At 50.0% G+C, this 20,433-nt stretch carries 16 protein-coding genes and 1 pseudogene; 12 read left to right on the top strand and 5 right to left on the bottom strand.

All coding sequences use genetic code 11. From position 1 onward, the window contains the following. Positions 1 to 353: 353 nt before the first annotated feature. The 9 genes from F566_RS0104050 to F566_RS0104010 all read left to right on the top strand — a co-directional run bounded on the left by F566_RS0104050 (position 354) and on the right by F566_RS0104010 (position 14,620). Positions 354 to 1,037, top strand: a complete 684-nt coding sequence (locus F566_RS0104050; RefSeq protein ID WP_169334432.1) for a hypothetical protein — start codon at positions 354 to 356, stop codon at positions 1,035 to 1,037. A gap of 538 nt (positions 1,038 to 1,575) precedes the next feature. Beyond that, complete coding sequence (locus F566_RS0104045) at positions 1,576 to 3,102, top strand: ethylbenzene dehydrogenase-related protein (RefSeq protein WP_020405694.1); 1,527 nt, start codon at positions 1,576 to 1,578, stop codon at positions 3,100 to 3,102. Further along, positions 3,099 to 3,776, top strand: a complete 678-nt coding sequence (locus F566_RS0104040) for an Lcl C-terminal domain-containing protein (protein ID WP_020405693.1) — start codon at positions 3,099 to 3,101, stop codon at positions 3,774 to 3,776. The genes F566_RS0104045 and F566_RS0104040 overlap by 4 nt, the downstream gene beginning before the upstream one ends. 158 nt (positions 3,777 to 3,934) lie before the next feature. Continuing rightward, positions 3,935 to 6,280, top strand: a complete 2,346-nt coding sequence (locus tag F566_RS0104035; protein ID WP_020405692.1) for a DNRLRE domain-containing protein — start codon at positions 3,935 to 3,937, stop codon at positions 6,278 to 6,280. Between the two features lie 547 nt (positions 6,281 to 6,827). Continuing rightward, positions 6,828 to 9,881, top strand: a complete 3,054-nt coding sequence (locus F566_RS0104030; protein ID WP_020405691.1) for an ImpA family metalloprotease — start codon at positions 6,828 to 6,830, stop codon at positions 9,879 to 9,881. Between the two features lie 384 nt (positions 9,882 to 10,265). Further along, positions 10,266 to 12,059 carry a PKD domain-containing protein gene (locus F566_RS0104025; protein ID WP_026179741.1) on the top strand — a complete coding sequence of 598 codons (1,794 nt, stop codon included), beginning with the start codon at positions 10,266 to 10,268 and terminating at the stop codon, positions 12,057 to 12,059. A gap of 166 nt (positions 12,060 to 12,225) precedes the next feature. Beyond that, on the top strand, positions 12,226 to 13,485 hold the full coding sequence (locus tag F566_RS0104020; RefSeq protein WP_026179740.1) for a DUF2254 domain-containing protein: 1,260 nt from the start codon (positions 12,226 to 12,228) through the stop codon (positions 13,483 to 13,485). A 162-nt stretch (positions 13,486 to 13,647) separates the two neighbouring features. Beyond that, complete coding sequence (locus F566_RS0104015) at positions 13,648 to 14,028, top strand: hypothetical protein (protein ID WP_020405688.1); 381 nt, start codon at positions 13,648 to 13,650, stop codon at positions 14,026 to 14,028. Between the two features lie 34 nt (positions 14,029 to 14,062). Further along, a complete protein-coding gene (locus F566_RS0104010; RefSeq protein ID WP_020405687.1) occupies positions 14,063 to 14,620 on the top strand; it encodes an NADPH-dependent FMN reductase in 558 nt (185 codons plus the stop codon). 11 nt (positions 14,621 to 14,631) lie between these two features. On the opposite strand, the gene F566_RS35190 is transcribed toward F566_RS0104010, so the two are convergent. The 4 genes from F566_RS35190 to F566_RS36770 form a co-directional block, all read right to left on the bottom strand. Continuing rightward, positions 14,632 to 15,906: an esterase/lipase family protein gene (locus F566_RS35190; RefSeq protein ID WP_020405686.1), complete on the bottom strand. Its 1,275-nt coding sequence runs from the start codon at positions 15,904 to 15,906 to the stop codon at positions 14,632 to 14,634. A 43-nt stretch (positions 15,907 to 15,949) separates the two neighbouring features. Further along, entirely contained in the window at positions 15,950 to 16,270 is a 321-nt protein-coding gene (locus tag F566_RS0104000) for an MGMT family protein (protein ID WP_020405685.1), read from the bottom strand. Positions 16,271 to 16,353: 83 nt separating this feature from the next. Beyond that, positions 16,354 to 17,115: an SDR family oxidoreductase gene (locus F566_RS0103995; RefSeq protein WP_020405684.1), complete on the bottom strand. Its 762-nt coding sequence runs from the start codon at positions 17,113 to 17,115 to the stop codon at positions 16,354 to 16,356. A gap of 88 nt (positions 17,116 to 17,203) precedes the next feature. Further along, positions 17,204 to 17,371, bottom strand: coding sequence for a hypothetical protein (locus F566_RS36770; protein WP_020405683.1), 168 nt, complete (start codon positions 17,369 to 17,371; stop codon positions 17,204 to 17,206). On the opposite strand from F566_RS36770, the gene F566_RS31860 reads away from it, so the two are divergent. The 3 genes from F566_RS31860 (at position 17,370) to groL (ending at position 20,103) form a co-directional block, all read left to right on the top strand. Next, on the top strand, positions 17,370 to 17,933 hold the full coding sequence (locus F566_RS31860) for an FxsA family protein (RefSeq protein ID WP_020405682.1): 564 nt from the start codon (positions 17,370 to 17,372) through the stop codon (positions 17,931 to 17,933). The genes F566_RS36770 and F566_RS31860 overlap by 2 nt on opposite strands. A gap of 169 nt (positions 17,934 to 18,102) precedes the next feature. Next, entirely contained in the window at positions 18,103 to 18,393 is a 291-nt protein-coding gene (groES, locus tag F566_RS0103980) for a co-chaperone GroES (RefSeq protein WP_020405681.1), read from the top strand. A gap of 69 nt (positions 18,394 to 18,462) precedes the next feature. Beyond that, positions 18,463 to 20,103 carry a chaperonin GroEL gene (groL, locus tag F566_RS0103975; protein ID WP_020405680.1) on the top strand — a complete coding sequence of 547 codons (1,641 nt, stop codon included), beginning with the start codon at positions 18,463 to 18,465 and terminating at the stop codon, positions 20,101 to 20,103. Positions 20,104 to 20,146: 43 nt separating this feature from the next. On the opposite strand, the pseudogene F566_RS36165 reads toward groL, so the two are convergent. Continuing rightward, positions 20,147 to 20,433: pseudogene (locus F566_RS36165) on the bottom strand (IS4 family transposase); the annotation flags it as partial.

Here is a 20,433-nt window from a genome sequence, read left to right as displayed (position 1 = left end):
GAAAATACTAGTGCGATTATGATGAGGCAAGCAAAGGAAGCAAGAAAGGAAGGAGCCAGGAAATAAAGGGGCCAAGAAAGCATGTGTCAAAGAAAGAATAGGCGTTTGCTCCACAGTAAGTCATGGACAGTCATTGCTTCGTAGTGGGTATTCTTAGTTCGACGACCGGCAGAGCGTGTGGGCGTTGTAAATATTCGTCAACTAACCAGATTAAATGATAGTTATCTACTAAAATTGAAATATCGCGTGGCAGTATTCTGCTACAGGACTGGTAAGGAGCTTTGCTGGGATAGCTTGATGATTGATCTGGAGTAAAGCTGTTATCTCCAGGTGAGGTTTCTGATGGGCCTGACGTGAATAATCATCCTATGGCCGACACATCTGCTTTCAGTACCAGCAAAATGGTGCTGAAGCTGTTTCTGTTTGTTTGTATTGTGACGGCACTGAATTTCTCTGGCCAATGGCTTGTCGAATACCTGAATTACCAGGTTTGGCCACATAATCCTTTTTATATGGACCGAATCATCAAAATTCTGATGGTGCTTTTCGTTGTCTTTATGACACTACCTTTCCTGCCCGCGATCGAAATCGGCTTGCTGTTGCTGGCGATGGTAGATGTTGGCGGAGTGATCACGATTTATTGTCTGACTCTTCTATCTCTTTCTCTTGCCTATATCGCAGGCAGAAATATTCCTCTCGCGATGTTGGTGAAATTGCTGTTGTTTTTTCATTTGGTCAAGGCGGCAGCCATTCTTAATAAAATGTCGGAAGTCGAACGGTCACAGCGTCTGAGTGAGCTCATGGCTCAATTGGACTCCAGAAGAGTTCAGTTCTGGGTCAAGCATCATTATCTATTGATCGCGGTGTTACTGAACCTGCCAGGTAATTCCCTGATCGGTGGGGGTGGGGGAATCGCTATGGTCTGTGGTATGAGTGGAGTTCTCTCATACGGGCGTTTTCTGCTGACCATCGCTTTGGCGGCACTTCCGGTACCGGTACTGGTGATTGCACAGAAGTTAATGCTCTTACCTGTATAGAGACGAGTGTCCGGTATTGGCGTTGATCTAGTATTGCTTTGGTTGAATCGCAATCACTGTAGGCTAAAATTTATCCTGACATGCCGAACCGGGGAGTTGATTCTTTCGGCGTTCTTTCCATTCATGAAATAAGGATCGTTTTATGAATACCTTCCTTTCTTTTATTGCCAGTTATATCAATTTTTATTTATCTGAATCTTGGCATATCTGCTCAACTGAACCGATGCCCTCAATGGTCCTTGGGTGTTCCTCTGGTTCTTTTTGTGGTTCTGTTGGGTGGAAATATCATTTCGACCCAAAGGTGTCACACCTTTGCAACACCTCTTGATCAGGCTGTCTGTCGCAAACCATTCCTGCCAAATACAAATGGACTATGCAGTAAAGGCAATTGAGGTAGGATTCACTGAACTCTACGATGGAACCTTACTGCACTGTTCCTTAAACAGAGAAATGATACCGCTATTTTTTCTACCGGATAAGCATGCTTTCCGGGCTCAGAGGAAATAGACAAGGAACGACCTGACGATTCAAAAGACCCATGATATTTCCTGCATCACACTGGTTACGCGTTATTGTTCATCTATTTGCGATATCACTGTTTACAGTGAGTATGGCCAGTGGATTACGACTGGCTGTCGATGGGGATTGGTTGCTCGGTGAATTGTGGGCTTTTATTGCTCCCCAGGGAAACGTGATTGCCTGGCACTTAGGTGCCGCTGTCGCATGGATCATACTGCTTTTGGTTGTTGTTGGCGCCTTACGGAGGAAATGGGTAACACTTGGTTCTTCCAGTTCAAGGTCTTCAGGTGTGGCGATTTCCCTTCTCTACGTATTGTTACCTGCGCAATTAGGTAGCGGTCTGGCGTTGTATTTCGGTGTCATGTTTTCCGATTTGATGCTGCCTCTGCACTATTGGTTGTCTCTTTTGCTGTTAGCGATTGTTGTGCTCCACATGCTTGAGCAATTAGTGGTGAGGCGAGGGCGTTTTTTGCCTTCCGTTTTTATCCCGGCGTATAAGGCTTCCGGGCTTGGCATTGTTCTGACAGCCGGCTTGGTTGGCGCGTTCTTTTGGTGGGGAAGCGGTGCAGGTCAACAGGATCTCTACGTGTTCGATCTGCCAGATCAGGTGCGCATAAAGGTCGACGGAGATGCTTCGGACGAGGTATGGACTCAGGCTCCGGCGTTAACGGTTGTCACTTCCCAGGGTAATCAGTACCAGCAGTCAGTGCCAGTCCGGATAAAGGCGATGGCAAATCAATATACAGCCTACTTTCTTATCAGTTGGCCGGATGACACGCCTGACTACGCCCACTTGCCTCTGGTCAAATCCTCCGAGGGCTGGAGCGCTTTGCATGACGGGTTCGAGCGCGATGATGAACGGACCTTCTACGAAGACAAGCTCGCAGTGATGATCTCCCAAGGAAATGGATTTGCTGGTGATAACAGTATTCATCTTGGAAAAGCGCCGTTGTCTGGCTACCCCGTCAGTCGATCAGGCAGAGGGTTTCATTACACCACAGATGGCACGATCAGAGATGTCTGGCATTGGAAGGCCCTGCGGGGAGCCGATATGTCTGTTCTGGATGATGATCACTTCGGCCCTCCTGAAGCTCCCTGTGCATTTTGTCCTCGATACAAAGCCGGTTATCAGACTGATCCGGCGGAAGCTGGTGGCGTCAGGCAGAACTGGGAATGGTTTCGTTCAGATGGCATAACACCGCTGCGCCTCCCTGGTGATACTCTGGTCAAGCCTGTGGATCAGAATGCAATGGCCTGGTACGGGTCCCGGGCTTATTCGCCGGAGTTGGATACTCTCCCGACAGGTGCCCGGATGCCGTCAGTGCTTTGGATGAGCCATTACGAGGGGGATAGAGGTGACGTTCGTGGGCGGGCCAGATGGCAGGATGGTGTCTGGACTCTGGAGCTGGCCCGTGCGAGGGATACCGGATCTCCCTACGATATTGTGATTGAAGACGGCGTCTTTATGTGGGTGGCACCGTTTAACCATGCTCAGACACGTCACGCCTATCATCACCGGCCCATTCGATTGAGGATGCAGCCGTGAGTGCCCGCCTGCGGAAACGAATTCTCGGATCCCTTGCCGTAGGCGTTATCTTGCCGATTTGCCTGGTCATCGCCATGGTGGTCAGAACGGGGCTTCCTGACCGCATTGATATCCGAAGTGCTGGTGAGCTGATAGAGGCTCAGTTGTCCCGGTGGCAGAAACTGGATATCCAAGGCCGAAAAGTAGCCCCCCATCAGGGGCCTTGGGCTTGTGTCAGGGATATGGACCAGGAGGTGATCTGGGAAGTGAAAAGCCCGCAGGAAATTCTGCGCCACTATAAATCCAGTTTTTCATGGCTGAATCCGGGGCAGAATGGGCAAATGCAGGGACAGTCAGATCTTGGGAGCTGTATGGTTGCGGACAAAATCGTCCCCTGTGATACCGAGGATCTGGTTCGGCATCTAAACCGGATAAAATTTTGCGGTGCGTCATCCTGGCGTCTGCCGACGATTGATGAACTCAAATCACTGACGGATCTGGGGTCTTCTCCAGGCCGCCCTATGATCAATTCCTACCTGTTTCCCAGAACCGTGATGGGTCCTTATTGGAGTGCGACTACCAGGGAAAAAGGTGGGGAGTTGGTGATCAGAACTTACAACTTTTATCAGGCGAGTGAGCAGACTTTACCCCCTTATGTGGTGGCTTGGGCAAGACTGGTGTCCGATCTGGAGTAATGGTGAGACCAGAAGGATGTTGAAATCAGGCTTGTTCTTGGCGCTTTATTTGGCGGCTGTGATTGAAAAGCCATGGGGGGGATGGCGTAGCGTAGAGGTAATTTACCGGCGAGGCCGGACGCTGCATTTTCGTAACAACGAGGAAGGTTGGAACAACGATGATGAAACAAGCAAAGCAGGTCGCAGCAGGCTTGGTGCTGGCAGCGGTCGGTACCTCAGTGCAGGCTGCGCCGGAACAGATTCGGGTGGTGTGGGACCATGATCCGTCCCATGAAGCCATAATCGGATTCTCTGAAGGGAGCGGAAGTAGTCCTTACGTGATATGGGGAACTGATCCGAGTGGAAATGGCTGGTCTAATCAGGCTTATCAGAAAAGTTATAACTTTGACGGTAATCTGCGCAGCTATTTTGTCCGGCTTACCGGGCTGCAGCCATCGACCAGTTATTATTTTCGGGCGTGTGACAACGCGGGTTGCAGTGAGCGATTCTGGTTCAGAAGTGCCTCTGATACGGCCTCGGATTTCACTTTTATTGCTGGGGGAGATTCGCGCAGCAATCCGACAGCCCGTCGCCAGGGTAATCGTCTGGTCAGTAAGATCCGGCCACAGTTTGTATTGTTCGGTGGTGACCTGACTGACGACAACCGGGCCAGTGAACTGGATGAGTGGCTGGACGACTGGACGGAAAGCTATTCCAGCGATGTCATTGACGGGTTGGATTACAAGCGGGTATATCCTCTGGTACCAACCGTCGGTAATCATGAAAATGACGATCAGACGTTTATCTGCAAGGTATTTGGAGTGGATGCGAATCAGGATGGCAACTGTACTCTGGATGATACCTATTTCGCATTTTCCGTCGGCGGTGGTCAGGCCCGTTTTTATACCCTGAATACGGAGTTCAGAAACTCTGGATACGAAACGGAGTGGCGCGAGCAGATGAACTGGCTGCAGTCCGACCTTGCCTCAGACGGCTCCGGTGTCAGCTGGCGCATGGTGCAATACCATAAACCCATGTTTCCACGCACGACATCGAAACCCTCCAAATACTACAAAATGTACGAATGGGCGGATCCGTTTCACTCTTACAAGATGAATCTGTCCTTTGAATCTGACAGCCATCTGGTGAAATACACCTGGCCGGTCATTCCAAGTGATGGAAGCTATATCCGGGCAGATGCCGGGACACTATATGTTGGCGAAGGAAGTTGGGGGGCGCCGACCCGGTCCGCAGATCGATATTCCGACTGGATTATTGATCAGGACAGTTTTGCGCAGTTGAAGATTGTCCAGTTCTCCGGGGAGAATGTTCTGGTGCGTACAGCCCGGTTCTCCGGGGAGGGAAATGTCTCGCCACTGTCTCGCGAGGTTCGTGAATCAGATCCTTTGGCTTTGCCGCAAAACCTGAACTTATGGGGCCCACAATCAGTAGGTGAGGTGATGACTCTGTCGCGTTCAGGTGATGGCCTGACCCAGGTGCAGGGAGATGATAATCCGGATCCCGGTGATGGCAATGTCACTACGGTGTCAGTAACGCAGGATGTTTCTGTGGGTAGTGGTGGATTCTACGACAACGGTGATGAAGTCTATGCCGATGGGTCTGATAGTGGGCAGGAACTGCGGGCATTACCGGCCTGGAGCCTGTCTGAACTGCCGGCGGATGCCCTGATCGATGAAGTGAAAGTCGTATTGCAGATTTCCAACACGTCCAGTGGTGAATACGGTATTTACGCAGTTTCCGGTTCCTGGTCAGAGAGTGAAGCTGATTGGGGGGACGCCGACATTGGCACCAGAGTTGGCGTTTTTACCCCTTCCAGTAGTGGCAGCCAGAGTGTCACGCTGAATGAGGAAGGTCGTCGTCTGATACAGGGATGGGTAAATGGCTCAGAATCAAATCATGGTCTGCTGATTGCCAGTATGGGAACTTCCAATGGCGTTGACTTTGTCTCCCGTGAAGGAGGTCAGGGAGCCAAACTGGTCATTACCCATCAGATGGGGGATGATTCCTCCGGCCAGGGCTCGAAATCCCTGGTTTCAACAAAAGATATTTCCGTCGGTTCCGAGGGGCGCCGGCAGAACACCGTTCGTTTGGAAGCGGATGGCAGTGATGGTGGGGAGGAGTTAAGAGTACTGATGCACTGGGATCTCGGAGACATCCCACCACAGGCTCAGCCGAACGATGTCAGTGTTGAGTTGTCTGTTATTAATCGTTCTCGCGGTCGCTACAGCTTGTACATCGCAGAAAAAAACTGGACCGAAGATTCAGCACAATGGAGTGATGCAGAGGCTCTGGGGAGCAGGTTGGCTACCTTCACGCCGTCTAACAACGGGACATTGACGGTTGATCTCGGAGATGCCGGATTGCTGGCGGTTCAGGAGTGGCTGGCGGGGGCGCCCAATTATGGCGTTGTCCTGGTGTCTGAAGGGACCTCTGACGGTGTTGATATCGAAAGTCGGGAAAGCAGTCATGCGCCTAAGCTGGTGATTGAATACGATCTCTACTGAGTTTAGGCAAACGCGTGGCCGGAGTTAAGTTTCTGGCTGCGCGACGCTGTAAATTACGCCATCACGCTATTTTGCGTCATATCCTTTTTATTGTTCCTCTTCTTCTGGTTTGCAGGATGTTCACCGTTTAGAGTGGTGTAATTCCAGCGCTTTTAATGTTTACACGCCTGTTGCCTGGCTGGTTGGCGCGTTGTGGTTCCAAGGATTGGAAAGGTAGGTTGTTGGTTAAATATCATGCAAATGGCCTATTTGGATTTCATGCATTCAGACGACAGAAGTCTGTGTTCCAATACTTTATTCTCTTGAAGCTAAGCACCTCTTTTTGTTGGCTTTTTAATAAAAGTTCAAACCTTTTTTTTAAATTTTTTGATATGAAGTAGCGCACATTTTAGTGGCTTGTTACTTATTTAAAACAAAAGGTGATCAAAAGTTACATAGGAGGTGGGTCTGAATTCGAAAGTACTTTGTAAAAGCCTGGCGACAGTTCGGAAAAGTTGAGCGCCCCAGGAAAAGGTACTTTTTGAAAAAATAGAGATAGAGGATTGATATGCAGTTGTATCCCTTCATGGGCGCGGTGTTGGTCAGCAGTGCTCTGGTGTTGACAGGTTGTGGTTCCGGAGGAGATTCCGGAGACAGTGGAGGCTCCACAGGAGGCGGTGATGGAAGTGGCAATAGTGCGCCAAGTATTTCCGGTTCACCAGCCATGGCTAAGGAGGGGGAGCGATTTACCTTTACGCCGGAAGCCAGTGATCCAGAGGGTGGTGAACTCAGATTTGAATTGATCAACGCCCCAGACTGGATGAGCATTGATCCTGAGACAGGCGAAGTTAGCGGTATGCCGGGGGCGGGTGATCTCGGTATGAGGCGTGATATCGTGATTAGGGTCAGTGACGGCAAGAAGGCCTCTGATCTTAAATTCAATCTTGAAATTGCCTTTAATCCGGTGGAGCAAGCCATTCGGATGGGAAATGCGCTATTGGTTGACGATAGCTATGATCTGGTTCAGGCGGGTCTGGAGACGATTGCAGACATCAGAAATCATTATCGTCAGGCGAGAATCGACATATTCAACCTGGATTCGGATGGCACTGCCAAGGACGGTGGCGACAGCCTGACCTCGATTACCTGGGACCCAACCCATGATGCAGCTCAGTTGGAGGCCAGCTTCGGTAATAACGAGGTTATCCTGGTTTCCAACGCTTCCAAAAATGGTGGAGAGGCTGCGGAAAGAGGATTGGCGGTTGTCGGTGAAACGGTGGAAACCAATGCTGGCGGTGACAAGACCCGTTACCTGGTCATGGGAAGCAACCCCATGCGCAATATGGAGCGATCTGCCGAGATAAACGAGCAGATGCATCAGTTTATGCTCAACAGTATTGGGTGGCTGGTGCGGCGTAGTAACTTTGATGAACAGCCTTTGCAGTTGGTCATTGCCCAAATGGATGATGGCTACTGGTTTCCGGATGCCACAGCGACCCGGAACTGGATGGATGATCGATTCACCGACAATGTGAACTACAACGCTAAGGGAGAATGCGATGGTACCAACTTGGCAGAATGTTTGAGCGCTGATCCGGACTTGCTGATTATCTCTCAGAAAAGTGATGCGGCAGATGCTGAGGAGATTGCCGAAACTGTCGCGGAGGCCATGGCTGAAGGTGTGCCTGTGCTGTATATGCATCTGGACGGCAACCTGACGGCTTTGGGGGCTGAACTATTTGATTTGTTTAACGTCGCCTATCAGGAAGACAACTATTGGAAAAAGCTATACCTGAGTGGTTATGACTCTCTGGAGCACATGGGGGAAATTCCAGCTTCTGTTGCCAGGGTTCAGATCATGCTTGACCACTTCCGGTTGGGAGATTACGCCTTTAACTGGTCTGCCTGTGACGAAGATGACTGTTCCGGAGTGAGCGGGCTGCAGTCTGAGTTTTATGATGGTGCCGAAGAGGTCCGGGATCTAATGAAGGGGCTCGATGAGAGCAAGGTGGATGTTTTTGCCGGCCCAGGTAATCGTTATACCAAGTTGTTGGCTCTGATAGGGGATCACTTTCGATCCACGGTCAGTTATCCGATGGATAAAGTGACCACAGACGATACCGCTTTTCTAAAGTCGCTTTATGCTGATCATGCTGTTTACAACTACCGCAGCCTGAACCCCGCCCAGCCCGATATGGGGAATTTCAGCCGTAGTAATTTCGACCACATTACGCCAGTCAGCAAAACGATAGATATGGAAAGCAAACGTTATTTTCGGGCTGCTGGCGTCTATGCATTACCTGGGCAGACAGTGACGGTCAGCCGACTGGATGATGCCGAGGTGACGACCGCCGTTTTTGTGAATACTCAGCGTCCCGGAGCGACTCATCTGTATCAGGATAACGGATACAATCGCCCCAAATTCCTGCAGACACCCAAGTTCAGTGTCGCGCCAGGAGAGACGATTTCCTTCACCTCGACCTATGGTGGACCGATTCAAATTCAGTTTGGGGAGAATGGTCAAAATGTCTCGCTGAGATTCTCAAATGTCGGGGAGCATCCCTTCTGGAACGGGGATGAGGATCATGACAGCTTTGAAAGAGCACTGGCCGAAGGTGATTATGACTGGGCGGAGCTGGTCACGCCGGGGTTTGAGGTTCATTCCAAGCTGGATAAAATGCGTGAGTCCATGCAGGACGACAACTGGAAAACCGGGGCCGCTCTGGCGGCTGGAACCATGCGATATGTTCATAACTTCCCTCACGTGCTGGCTGGTTTCGAAGGGCCGGGTATCGAAGTTGTCAGTGAGATTCATGACTTCGCCGAGAGTCGTGATCTTGATATCGCCCATATTGATCTGGTGAAGCATATGAATGCCGACCAGGCAACATGTGGCTATGGTTGTTCCGGTAATCCTTACGATGCCTACTGGTCTTTCAGCCCGATTGGCCATGGTGATATCCATGAGCTGGGGCATGGTCTGGAACGTTCCAGGTTCCGCTTTGTGGGATGGGAGGGGCATGCCAGTACCAACCCTTATGCCTACTACTCCAAATCCCAGTACCATCTGGACACCGGGAATAATCCTCAGTGCCAGTCACTGCCTTTTGAGAGTATGTTCAACGTTCTGCGCGAGAGTGTTGGCAAAACTGATCCGGAAGCCTATGTCAGGGAGCAGAATCTGAATGGCTGGTCCAATGGCGTCGGCATTATGATTCAGATCATGATGAGCGCTCAGGGAGAAGGAACCTTGAATGATGGGTGGAATCTGCTGCCCCGCATGCACATTCTGGAAAGAAACTTTAACGCAGCGTTGAGCAGCGAAGCTGACTGGCTGGCGGCACGTGGCAATCTGGGACTCTCCACCTACAGTTACAATGAAGCCAAGAATATCGAGCATAATGATTGGCTGGTGATGGCGATTTCCTATGCATCCGGACTGGATTTCCGTGATTATCTGACAATGTGGGCGTTACCATTCACTGATAAGGCTTCTGCACAGATAGCCGCTTACGGATACTCGGCTGCTCCCCGGGAGTATTATGTTTCCGAGGGTGATGGATATTGTTATGGCCTCAACAAATCCAGTTTAGCTGTGGATGGGGTTCAGACCTGGCCTTGAAGCTCTTAATTGTGTGGGGGCAATAGTGCTCAATCATCGCTGCCCCCTGTTTAATTTAAAATAGAGTCCGGCCCGCCTTTAGCGGGTTGGATTCTATCAATTCCGCCGGTTCGGTGGGTTGTCAGGCTTTTTATGCCGTTTTCATTCTTTTTTTTAAATCCTTTCTACATTCTTTTTATTCGCTAAAAGAATAATTGTTCATCTTTTTAGACTAAATCGTAGAAACTGTCGTCTCTTTCCTGATATTGGCAGTTCATCAGCTATCATATAACCATTAGCATACCAATAATAACAATTCTCTCGTGTGAGTAGATCCATTTAAGGAAGAGGTAAGGTGTAAAAACTCAATAAAATGGAAATAATAATCTAATGTGAGAGGACCGTATGAACACAATAGCAGCCAGGATAGCTGTAATTTTGATCGTTATGACGCTTTCTTCCGGTTTGTGGGCGGCGTCAAGTCAAGGAGTTACATCAAACAAACTGCAACCACAGATGCTAACTGTCGCCTCTGAGAAGCCTTTCAGGGGGGTAGTGAGCAACCATCGGCAATTCAGTCGGGAAGTAGAGCAGGACTATCAGGCGATAGGTCAGCGACAGATTGTTATCACTAAGGAAAATGCCAGTTTTATAAAAGTCCATTTCAGCAACTTTGATATTCCTGATGGGAGTTACGTGGAAGTCCGTAATCCAGAAGGCACGATGGTGCATCGATATGGTGGAGAGCAGAGTGCTCTGTATACCTTAAAGGAAGGCGATGATGGATCGAGTTCCTTCTCTGCATTGACGATTATTGGGCCGACAGCGGTAGTGGAGTATTTTTCCGGCAGTAGTGGAAGTAAGTCCTACATTGTTGAAGTCGACTCCATTATGGAAGGTTTTCCTGAGCATGAAATTGAAGAAATGCTGATGCTGGAAACAAGCACGTTTTCTACCTGCGGAATCAACGAAAGACGTGATGTTGAATGTTGGGCAGACAATTATCCGACGGAGTTTGAACGGGCCCGCCCGGTAGCACGTCTGCTGATGGGATCCGGACTATGCACCGCTTGGCGTGTGGGGGAGGGAAATCATGTCTTCACCAATAATCACTGTGTTTCCTCGCAATCCGGGGTTGCCAACTCTGAAGTCTGGTTCAACTATCAACGTACGGAGTGTGGAGGTGGTTCACTGGCTGGTACGACCATTGTGACAGGGGCAACCATGTTGGCGACGGACTATGAGCTGGACTATACGCTGTTTACGGTGAACAACTTTGCTGATGTTGCCTCTTTCGGTTATTACGGGCTGGATGTGAGAACACCGACGGAGCAGGAGCGTATTTTTATTCCCCAGCATGGTAGTGGTAATCCCAAAGAGCTCTCCATAGAAAGTGACCAGAACAGCGGTGGGCTGTGTCGGGTCGACTACCCTTCGCGCAATGGTCGAGGTACTGGAACGGATATGGGTTATAACTGTGACACGATCGGCGGAAGTTCCGGTTCTCCAGTGTTGGCAGCGGGGACCAATCGGGTTATTGCCCTACATCACTTTGGAGGGTGTCCCAACCAGGGGGTGTTGATCAAACGTATCTGGCCTCAGGTGGCCGGTTACTTTGGTAATCAGGTGCCCAGTGGTGATAACGAAACGCCCAGTGGGAATCCCTTGGCAGATTTTTCCTATTCTGTGGATAAACTTGAGGTTAGTTTTACCGATGAAAGTTCCGATAGTGATGGCAATATCGTCAGCTATCAATGGGACTTCGGTGATGGTAACTCCTCAATTTCCCGCAATCCGGTGCACACCTATGCGATGGCCGGGGAATATGATGTCGAGCTGTCAGTTACTGATGATGACGGTAAATCCGACAGTAAAGTGCAGACGCTTAGAGTTGGGGAAAGGCCTCGCGTTGAGGAAACTAATCTGTCTGACAGTCAGGGTGGGTGGAAGCACTTTTCTCTGGATGTGCCATCCGGAACTTCCCGTCTAACTGTCAAAATGTCTGGTGGTACCGGAGATGCCGATCTCTATGTCCGGTATGGCCAGGAGCCTACCACCAGCAATTATAATTGCCGGCCCTATTACTACGGTAACAATGAAGAGTGCTCTTTTAACAACCCGGCCTCGGGTACCTGGTATCTGAGCATCAGAGCCTACAGTAGCTACTCAGGTGTTGACCTGGTTGGTGAGGCTGAATAAGTCGTAGCTCAATAATCCCGGCGGTGTTATTGCCGCCGGGATTATCCAGGGTCTGTTGACGTTTCATATGACGAACATGGTGAGGATGAAAGTCCGTGTTGTGCTTTCCTCGGTCTATAGATCGCACTAATCTCTAGGAAGGTTTCAATGCACATGGGAATGGCTAATGAGAGAGCGTATAAGGTTTTATCTGAACCGACTCGGTGAGCGACTCTGGCTTAAGCCTCTAATCTCGTGCGTACTTTCCATTAGTGGGGCTTTTATAGCAAAGCTCGCCGATCATTATGGGATGGCTGCATTTACGCCGGAAATAACGCCGGAATCCGTGGTTTCTCTGTTGACGGTCATGTCAAACAGTATGCTGGTCATCGCGACATTTTCGGTAGCTTCCATGTTGTCTGCCTATACCTCGGCAAGTAACACTGCCACGCCCCGTTCCTTTGCTCTGGTCATTGCTGACGATGTTTCTCAGAACGCTTTGTCAGTCTTTGTCGGTGCCTTCATTTACAGTATTGTGGCGCTGGTCTCCATCAAGAATGGCTATTACGACAAGGCAGGCCACTTCACTCTGTTTGTATTAACACTTTTGGTCTTCGCAATTGTCATCATTACATTTGTACACTGGGTAGACAGAGTCGCCAGGCTGGGGCGACTGGGGCCGACAATTATTAAAGTGGAAAGGGCAACCAGGGAGGCAATTAAGCGACGCAAGCAACTTCCACGACTGGGAGGTCAGCGAATTGATGGGACAGTAGATAAAGGTGAGGCCCTGTGTAGTGATCGTATCGGTTACGTCCAGAGAATTGACATGGATATATTACAGAAACATGCTGAGGACGGGGATTATTCGTTGATTGTGGCGGCACTCCCCGGGACTTTTGTAGCGCGTGACTGTCCTCTTTTGTATGTCAAAGATAGGGACCCTATATCCGATCAGGATGTGTTGAAGAGTGCGTTTATCATTGGTCCTGACCGCACCTTTGATGAAGATCCAGGGTTCGGTATCAAAGTGTTGTCTGAGATAGCCTGCCGGGCCCTTTCGGAAAGTGTTAATGATCCTGGTACGGCTATTGATGTTATATCGGCACAGTTAAGATTGCTTTGCTTCTATAGTCGGCCTGTTGATGAGACGGATGAGAAAGAACCGCCAGTCAGATTTAATCGGGTATATGTGCCGGAGTTGAGTTCCAGATGTCTTTTTGAATCCGCCTTTCGGGCGATATCCAGAGACGGGGCGGGTAAAGTGGAAGTTGTATCAAAACTCCTGGCTGCGCTTTGCTCCCTCTCCTGCGGTGGGGACGGGGAAGTACAGAGATTGGCTAAACAGCATGGGCGGGATCTGTTGGTGCGCGCCGAAAAGATGATGCTGCATGAAAGAGATTTGGAATCTGTCAGAGAGGCGGCGGCTTTTTGTCAGGGAGATTAAAACCCCTGATAAGTAATACTAATATTCCGCTCTTCCGGCTTCGCTGACGTTATGCTGATAGAGCTGAAGGCGGTTTTATAAAGTCGATATTTATAGCTGTGGTTAAAAAGTAAGCTAATCTGTAAGGGGTATTCTCTGTTGTCTTGATGTCAGGGGGAGTGTATGGATAGGAAGTTTGTATTCACTGGCTTGATTTATGCTCTCATCGGCCTGCTTCTGGGGATTGTGATGGCGGCGACTAAAAATCATGGTCAAATGGTGACCCATGCGCACATCATGCTCCTGGGGTTTGTGGTCTCAATGATTTACGGTATTTTTCACAAGTTGTGGCTGCCTCCCGCGAAGAGCCTGTTGTCCAATATTCAGTTTTTCGTGCATCAGGGAGGAACCTTACTTTTGCTGACGGGTTTATTCCTGTTATATGGGGGATATGCAGATCCAAAATTCATCGGTCCCTTGCTCGGAATCTTTTCCGTTGTAGTGTTTTTTGGCATGTTGCTAATGGCAGTGATGTTCTGGCGGGCCAATCACCAAGTGACCTGAACCGGTCCTAAATTGCTCTATTGAAAGAAGGAATATGAAAAAAGTACGGATATTGGCGATTTCTGGGAGTCTTCGGCAGGCGTCCTATAACTCCGCTGTTATTGAGGCGATGTCTCGATTGGCTCCTAAGAATATGGATGTTGTCATTTATAAAGGCATTGGCGGGTTACCCTTGTTTAACCCTGATCTGGAGATGGTCCGGATATCCGAGGTAGAAGACTTTAAGGCCGAAATAGCCAAAGCAGACGGCCTGGTGATTGCCAGTCCGGAATATGCGCACGGGATCACCGGGGTATTGAAAAATGCATTGGATTGGCTGGTGAGCGGCGAGGAATTTGTCTATATGCCCGTCGCCCTGATTAATACTTCGCCACGGGCTTCGCATGCACAGGAGGCTCTGCGTGAGGTGGTTTCTACGATGTGCGGACGGATCATTGAGGATGCCTGCCTGTCTTTGCCGCTATTGGGCAGCCAGTTGGGGGCTGAGGGGATCGTGTCCCGGGAGTCTCTGGCTAATCCCTTGATCGCTGCGCTTAATGCTTTCTATGCATCGATTTGTGAACAGGTTGGTCCAGGCAATTTCGAGAAATAATTCCAGCAACCCTAAGACTTGTGTGGTGGGTCGAAAATTAATTCTCTTGTCAGAATCTGATAGATCTTTGGGGATCTCAGCATATTGATGTGCCCCAGGTCTTCCAGTCGAACTCTTTGAAGAAATGGTGCTTCGAGGGTTAGTCCATGGTGATGATCCTCTGCCAGCGCACTCTTCATCGGCACCAAGCCGTCACCGAGCCAGTTTTCATCTTCAATACCCGTTGCGCGTGAAAGCTTCTCGGACAGAGGAAGTCTGGAGGCGATCAGGAGATGTCTGGTGTTGCCCGGCAAATGAGGTAGTGATGGATGAATTGCCTTGTATAGCCGGTTTGGTTGCGAGCTCTTCTTGTCAGAGGCCTTGGTTTCTTCTTCAGAAATATAGCCGTGACGTAAGTCCTGAATGCCTTGGCTGCGAAAGTTGCCCAGGCGTTTGAAAGGTTTGGCATAAGGGGTGATACCCAGTAGAGAATTGGCCAGGTGTCCAATTCTCTCAAGTGGGGCGCCAAGGTGCGGTGTTCCAATGTAGGCTGCCTGAGTAAGAGAGTTTAACCACTGCTGCTCGCGCTGCTCAGCGTAAAAGCACGCACTGCGTATCAGTAAGCCGCCCATGCTGTGGCCAATAAGCGTTAGCGGACGATCTCCAAGCTGTTGCGTTTCCAATAGTTCTGCCAGATCCTGGCCGTTTCTGAAAATATTGAGTCCGCTGTTATAGCGTAGCCACATGACCTGCTGTCCACGAGTTTTGAGCTCTTTGGCATAGTGGAGATGGGCTTTTGAGCACCAGTCGAGTTCAGAGTGGCAAAGCCCATGAAGAAAGATAACTCGTCCCAGAGTCTCTGAGGTTCGGTCAATAGCCAGAGGTTGTCCGCGCAGGTTCACCAGATTCATATTGATAGCGAGCTGGTTGTGCCATTTCTGGAGCTTGTCACCCGCAACGCCATTTAATATTGATCTGGTGCGTCGCCACCGGGAGTCCCTGAAGTCAATTTTCTCCGTGGCTGAGGGTCTGAGAAGTCTGGATAGCCAATAAAAGCTGCCATTCACGATCTGATAGGGAAGCGGAGCGTCAGTGTGGTGTATGTGTCCGGTCCACGGGTTGGGAGTCACTTTGAGGGATAGTCCCGGGGTTGAGGCGATAGTGGCATGCATCTCCGCGACTAGTTTGGAAACTTCTCCTGCCGTACAAATCCCCAAATGAAGCAGGTTCTGAATTTTGTTCAGATGCTTTTCGTCAGGGCGAGTGGTTGGTTTGGCGTTGTCCGGTGAATCCTGAGTATCAATCATGGCGGCCTCACCCGTCAAAACTTAAGTGCAAAAGTACCAGAATTCAGGGGGCCCAGCCAAAGTGTTTTAGATTGACCTTGCCTTGCTGAACTTCAACACCGTCAAGAATTAACTGGCTTTGTTGCCTCAGGTAGGCTGGACTCCCGGTAGGAAAGGAGATGCGACCCTGGCTGTTCAATACCCTGAACCAGGGAATCTCGGTCTCCTCTGGTAACTGTTTAAGGGCGTATCCGACGTATCGTGATAAGCCCGGCAGACCGGCCATACGGGCCACCTGACCATAGCTGGAAACTTTGCCCTTGGGAATCTGACTGACAACAAACCAGATCGCCTGGATGCGTTCATTGGCTTGAGTAACTGTCATAAAAGTAGTCAACCTACCGTTTCGATTGTGGGGAGATGATCAGTTGAGAACCCCGGGGAGGGCTCCCAACATAGTGACGCTGATTAGACGCGGATGCCACCATCCACTTCGACCACCCGGCCTGAAACATAGTCGTTTTCCAGAATATAGGCCACAGTGTGAGCGATCTCGTCAGGTTGTCCCATGCGGCGCAATGGAATCTGTTTGGTCATTTTTTCAAGCGCTTCCGGTTTCATGGAGGCGGTCATTTCGGTTTCAATAAATCCAGGGGCTATCGCCATGCTGCGAATACCGTAGCGCGCCAGCTCTTTCGCCCAGGCGACGGACATGGCCACAACACCGGATTTTGCGGCGGAATAGTTGGTCTGCCCGAAATTTCCGGCACGGGAAACGCTGGAAATATTGATGATGCAGCCTTTACGGTCGGATTCGATCATTTGGGTTGCCGCTTCACGCCCACACAGAAATACTCCGGTAAGGTTGACGTCGATGACCGACTGCCACTGCTCCAGGCTGAGCTTCTTGGTGACTTTGCCGTCTTCTGCCTTGAGTAATAGTCCGTCTCTGAGTATGCCCGCATTATTGACCAGGGCATCGAGGCCTCCGAAGTCGTCCTTGATTGCCTGGAAAGTGGTTTCAACCTGATCTTCCCGGGCTACGTTGCATACGTAGGCTCTGGCCTGGCCACCGGCTTCTTCACATAGTTTGATGGTTTCATTGAGCTTGTCTTCCATCAGGTCCACGAGTGCGAGCCTGGCGCCCCGGGCTGCCAGATACAAAGCCATGGAGCGTCCGAGTCCTTGTCCGCCACCGGTAATTGCAACAACAGCGTCTTTCACTTGCATAGTTTTTTCCTTCTTATTTAATGGATGGCTAAACCTTTTGGGTTTGCTTTGTCAGGGTCTGCCGTGGTATTGATCGCATCGGCAGACCTCAGGTGGACAGGGTGGCGTCCACCTGGAACGGATCGACAATACAGGATGTCGGACGATAAATTAACGAAGGTGGGTTGATATTTCCATATTTGCAACCATCTTCATACCTGTCATTAGATAATTTTCCATCCACCTCCCCTGAAACAGGGCCAGATTGAGAACTCATGTACAGCCGTCTTCCTTTTCTGATTCCATTCATTGCCATTTGTGAAATTTTTCTGATTATTCAGGTCGGAGGGATGATTGGCTTCTGGGCCACTGTCGGTATCGTTATTCTGACCGGCATGACCGGTGTCTGGTTGCTTCGTCGTCAGGGATTCAGTTTGATTGCACAGGTTCAGGAGAAGATGAATCGGGGGGAAATTCCTGCCACAGAGCTGATGGAAGGCGTTGCGCTGATGATGGGAGGCGTTATGCTGATCACCCCGGGGTTTATGACGGATGTTATGGGGCTGAGCCTGATATTGCCTTTTACCCGCAAAGGCCTTGTGAGGTTTCTCCAATTGCGGCTATTGAAGAGTCCGAATGTCCATACCCAGACCTTCTACCAACAAGGAGGGTTCTATTCCGGGACACAACAAGGGCCTCAGCAGGGACCGCGAATGGGGGAGTCTCAGGCAGGCGGTTCGCCCTTTAATCAGGGGCCTGCAGATACTGGTTCCAGGGTCATCGAAGGGGAGTTCACCCGAGAGAACGGTCAACAGGAGGAAAATTCGGAAAAAAAATAAAATTTTTCTGAATTTTTTTGTTTTGGGGTGTTGAAATCGCCACTGACACCCCCATCTATCCAACCACAATTCAATGCTGCTTGCCTCAGACGTCGGTTGAGCTGAGGGGGCGGCAGATAATCAACCCAAAAAAGTCGGCTAGTTAAAACTAACTGGGAGAAATAACGAAATGAATATTCGTCCATTACACGATCGTATCGTGGTTCGCCGTAAGGAAGAAGAAACGAAAACAGCAGGTGGTATCGTTCTGCCTGGTAATGCGGCAGAAAAGCCTTCTCAAGGCGAAGTACTGGCTGTGGGCGAAGGCCGTATCCTGGACAACGGTGACGTGCGTCCTCTGGCGGTCAAAGTCGGTGACAAGGTGGTATTTGGTCAATATGCCGGTAGCACTGTGAAGATTGACGGCGAAGAGCTGCTGATCATGAGTGAAAGCGATGTATTCGGTGTTCTGGAAGGCTAAGGCCTCGAACTGTCGATACGCGAAACCCTATTGAATTGTCATCAACTCTAACTAACAGGATTTAAAACTATGTCAGCTAAAGACGTAAAATTTGGTGATTCCGCGCGCAAGCGTATGGTTGAAGGTGTTAACGTACTGGCCGATGCCGTTAAGGTAACCTTGGGTCCTAAAGGCCGTAACGTGGTTCTGGATAAATCTTTCGGCGCTCCTACTGTCACTAAAGACGGTGTTTCCGTAGCCAAAGAAATCGAACTGAAAGACAAGTTCGAAAACATGGGCGCTCAAATGGTGAAGGAAGTTGCTTCCCAAACCAACGATGAAGCGGGTGACGGTACCACTACTGCAACAGTTCTGGCTCAAGCGATCCTGAACGAAGGTCTGAAAGCGGTTGCAGCCGGTATGAACCCAATGGATCTGAAGCGCGGTATCGACAAAGCGACGATTGCTGCGGTTGAACAGATCAAGGGCATTTCCCGTCCTTGCGGCGACAGCAAGTCCATCGCTCAGGTAGGTACTATCTCTGCGAACAGCGACGAGCGTATCGGTGCCATCATTGCTGAAGCAATGGAGAAAGTAGGTAAAGAAGGTGTAATCACCGTTGAGGAAGGTACCGGTCTGGAAGACGATCTGGACGTGGTTGAAGGTATGCAGTTTGACCGTGGTTACCTGTCTCCATACTTCATCAACAACCAGGACAACATGAGTGCTGAACTGGAAGATCCTTTCATCCTGCTGGTTGACAAGAAGATCTCCAACATTCGTGAACTGTTGCCTGTTCTGGAAGCCGTTGCGAAAGCATCCAAGCCTCTGCTGATCATCTCTGAAGATCTGGAAGGTGAAGCGCTGGCGACTCTGGTTGTCAACAACATGCGCGGTATCGTGAAAGTAGCTGCTGTAAAAGCGCCTGGCTTCGGTGACCGTCGTAAGGAAATGCTGCAGGATATCGCTATCCTGACCGGTGGTACTGTGATTTCCGAAGAAGTCGGTTTGACTCTGGAAAACGCGACCCTGGACGATCTGGGTACTGCAAAACGTGCCGTGATCACGAAAGAAAACACCACCGTTATCGACGGTTCCGGTGCGAAAGGCGATATCGAAGCCCGTGTTGCTCAGATTCGTCGTCAAATCGAAGACACTTCTTCTGACTACGATCGCGAAAAACTGCAAGAGCGTGTAGCCAAGCTGGCTGGCGGTGTTGCTGTGATCAAAGTTGGTGCGGCTTCTGAAGTTGAAATGAAAGAGAAGAAAGCACGTGTTGAAGACGCTCTGCATTCTACTCGTGCAGCCGTTGAAGAAGGCGTGGTACCTGGTGGTGGTGTGGCACTGGTTCGTGCCCTGCAAGCAATTGCAGACCTGAAAGGCGACAACGCTGATCAGAACGTTGGTATCAACCTGTTGCGTCGCGCGATGGAAGCTCCTCTGCGTCAAATCGTTGAGAACGCTGGTGGCGAGCCTTCAGTGGTCGTTGACAAAGTTAAGCAAGGTGAAGGTGCATTTGGCTACAACGCTGGTTCAGAAGAGTACGGCGACATGCTGGAAATGGGTATCCTGGATCCAGCCAAGGTATCCCGTACTGCGCTGCAGTCAGCCGCTTCTGTTGCTGGTCTGATGATCACCACAGAGTGCATGGTCACTGACGCGCCTGAAGACAAGTCTGCTCCTGCAATGCCTGACATGGGCGGCATGGGTGGAATGGGCGGCATGATGTAAGCCAGACCTAGTCTGAAAAAACCCCGGTTTACCGCAATGCTGTTCACTTAAGAGGAGCAGCATTGCGATCTACTGGATATCGGGTCTTTGATATCTTAACCGTCCGAGGTGTCGTAGGCCTCGGACGCCTCTCCAAAAACAGACTACTAATTCCCGATCTTAACTCTGACAAGCGCCGACCTGTTCCAGATATCGGATTGGAAGCCGCCATCACAATTAACTGAACAGCAATATAATCACACACTGGTTTGAAGCGAATGTCAGACGGGGCTCGATCAAAGCTTACCGCCGCAATCGATGCTTCTCGCCTTATGATGTTGTAGCACAGCA

Origin of the sequence: Hahella ganghwensis DSM 17046, from assembly GCF_000376785.1 — a bacterium.
In the GTDB taxonomy this organism is placed as follows: Bacteria; Pseudomonadota; Gammaproteobacteria; order Pseudomonadales; family Oleiphilaceae; genus Hahella; species Hahella ganghwensis.
This window is presented reverse-complemented; position numbering and strand designations above follow the sequence as displayed.

Coding starts and splice junctions, on each gene's coding strand:
- F566_RS0104045 (WP_020405694.1), top strand. CDS start 1,576: ATGATATTTCCTGCATCACACTGGTTACGCGTTATTGTTCATCTATTT.
- F566_RS0104035 (WP_020405692.1), top strand. CDS start 3,935: ATGATGAAACAAGCAAAGCAGGTCGCAGCAGGCTTGGTGCTGGCAGCG.
- F566_RS0104030 (WP_020405691.1), top strand. CDS start 6,828: ATGCAGTTGTATCCCTTCATGGGCGCGGTGTTGGTCAGCAGTGCTCTG.
- F566_RS0104025 (WP_026179741.1), top strand. CDS start 10,266: ATGAACACAATAGCAGCCAGGATAGCTGTAATTTTGATCGTTATGACG.
- F566_RS0104020 (WP_026179740.1), top strand. CDS start 12,226: ATGAGAGAGCGTATAAGGTTTTATCTGAACCGACTCGGTGAGCGACTC.
- F566_RS0104015 (WP_020405688.1), top strand. CDS start 13,648: ATGGATAGGAAGTTTGTATTCACTGGCTTGATTTATGCTCTCATCGGC.
- F566_RS0104010 (WP_020405687.1), top strand. CDS start 14,063: ATGAAAAAAGTACGGATATTGGCGATTTCTGGGAGTCTTCGGCAGGCG.
- F566_RS35190 (WP_020405686.1), bottom strand. CDS start 15,906: ATGATTGATACTCAGGATTCACCGGACAACGCCAAACCAACCACTCGC.
- F566_RS0104000 (WP_020405685.1), bottom strand. CDS start 16,270: ATGACAGTTACTCAAGCCAATGAACGCATCCAGGCGATCTGGTTTGTT.
- F566_RS0103995 (WP_020405684.1), bottom strand. CDS start 17,115: ATGCAAGTGAAAGACGCTGTTGTTGCAATTACCGGTGGCGGACAAGGA.
- F566_RS31860 (WP_020405682.1), top strand. CDS start 17,370: ATGTACAGCCGTCTTCCTTTTCTGATTCCATTCATTGCCATTTGTGAA.
- F566_RS36770 (WP_020405683.1), bottom strand. CDS start 17,371: ATGAGTTCTCAATCTGGCCCTGTTTCAGGGGAGGTGGATGGAAAATTA.
- groES (WP_020405681.1), top strand. CDS start 18,103: ATGAATATTCGTCCATTACACGATCGTATCGTGGTTCGCCGTAAGGAA.
- groL (WP_020405680.1), top strand. CDS start 18,463: ATGTCAGCTAAAGACGTAAAATTTGGTGATTCCGCGCGCAAGCGTATG.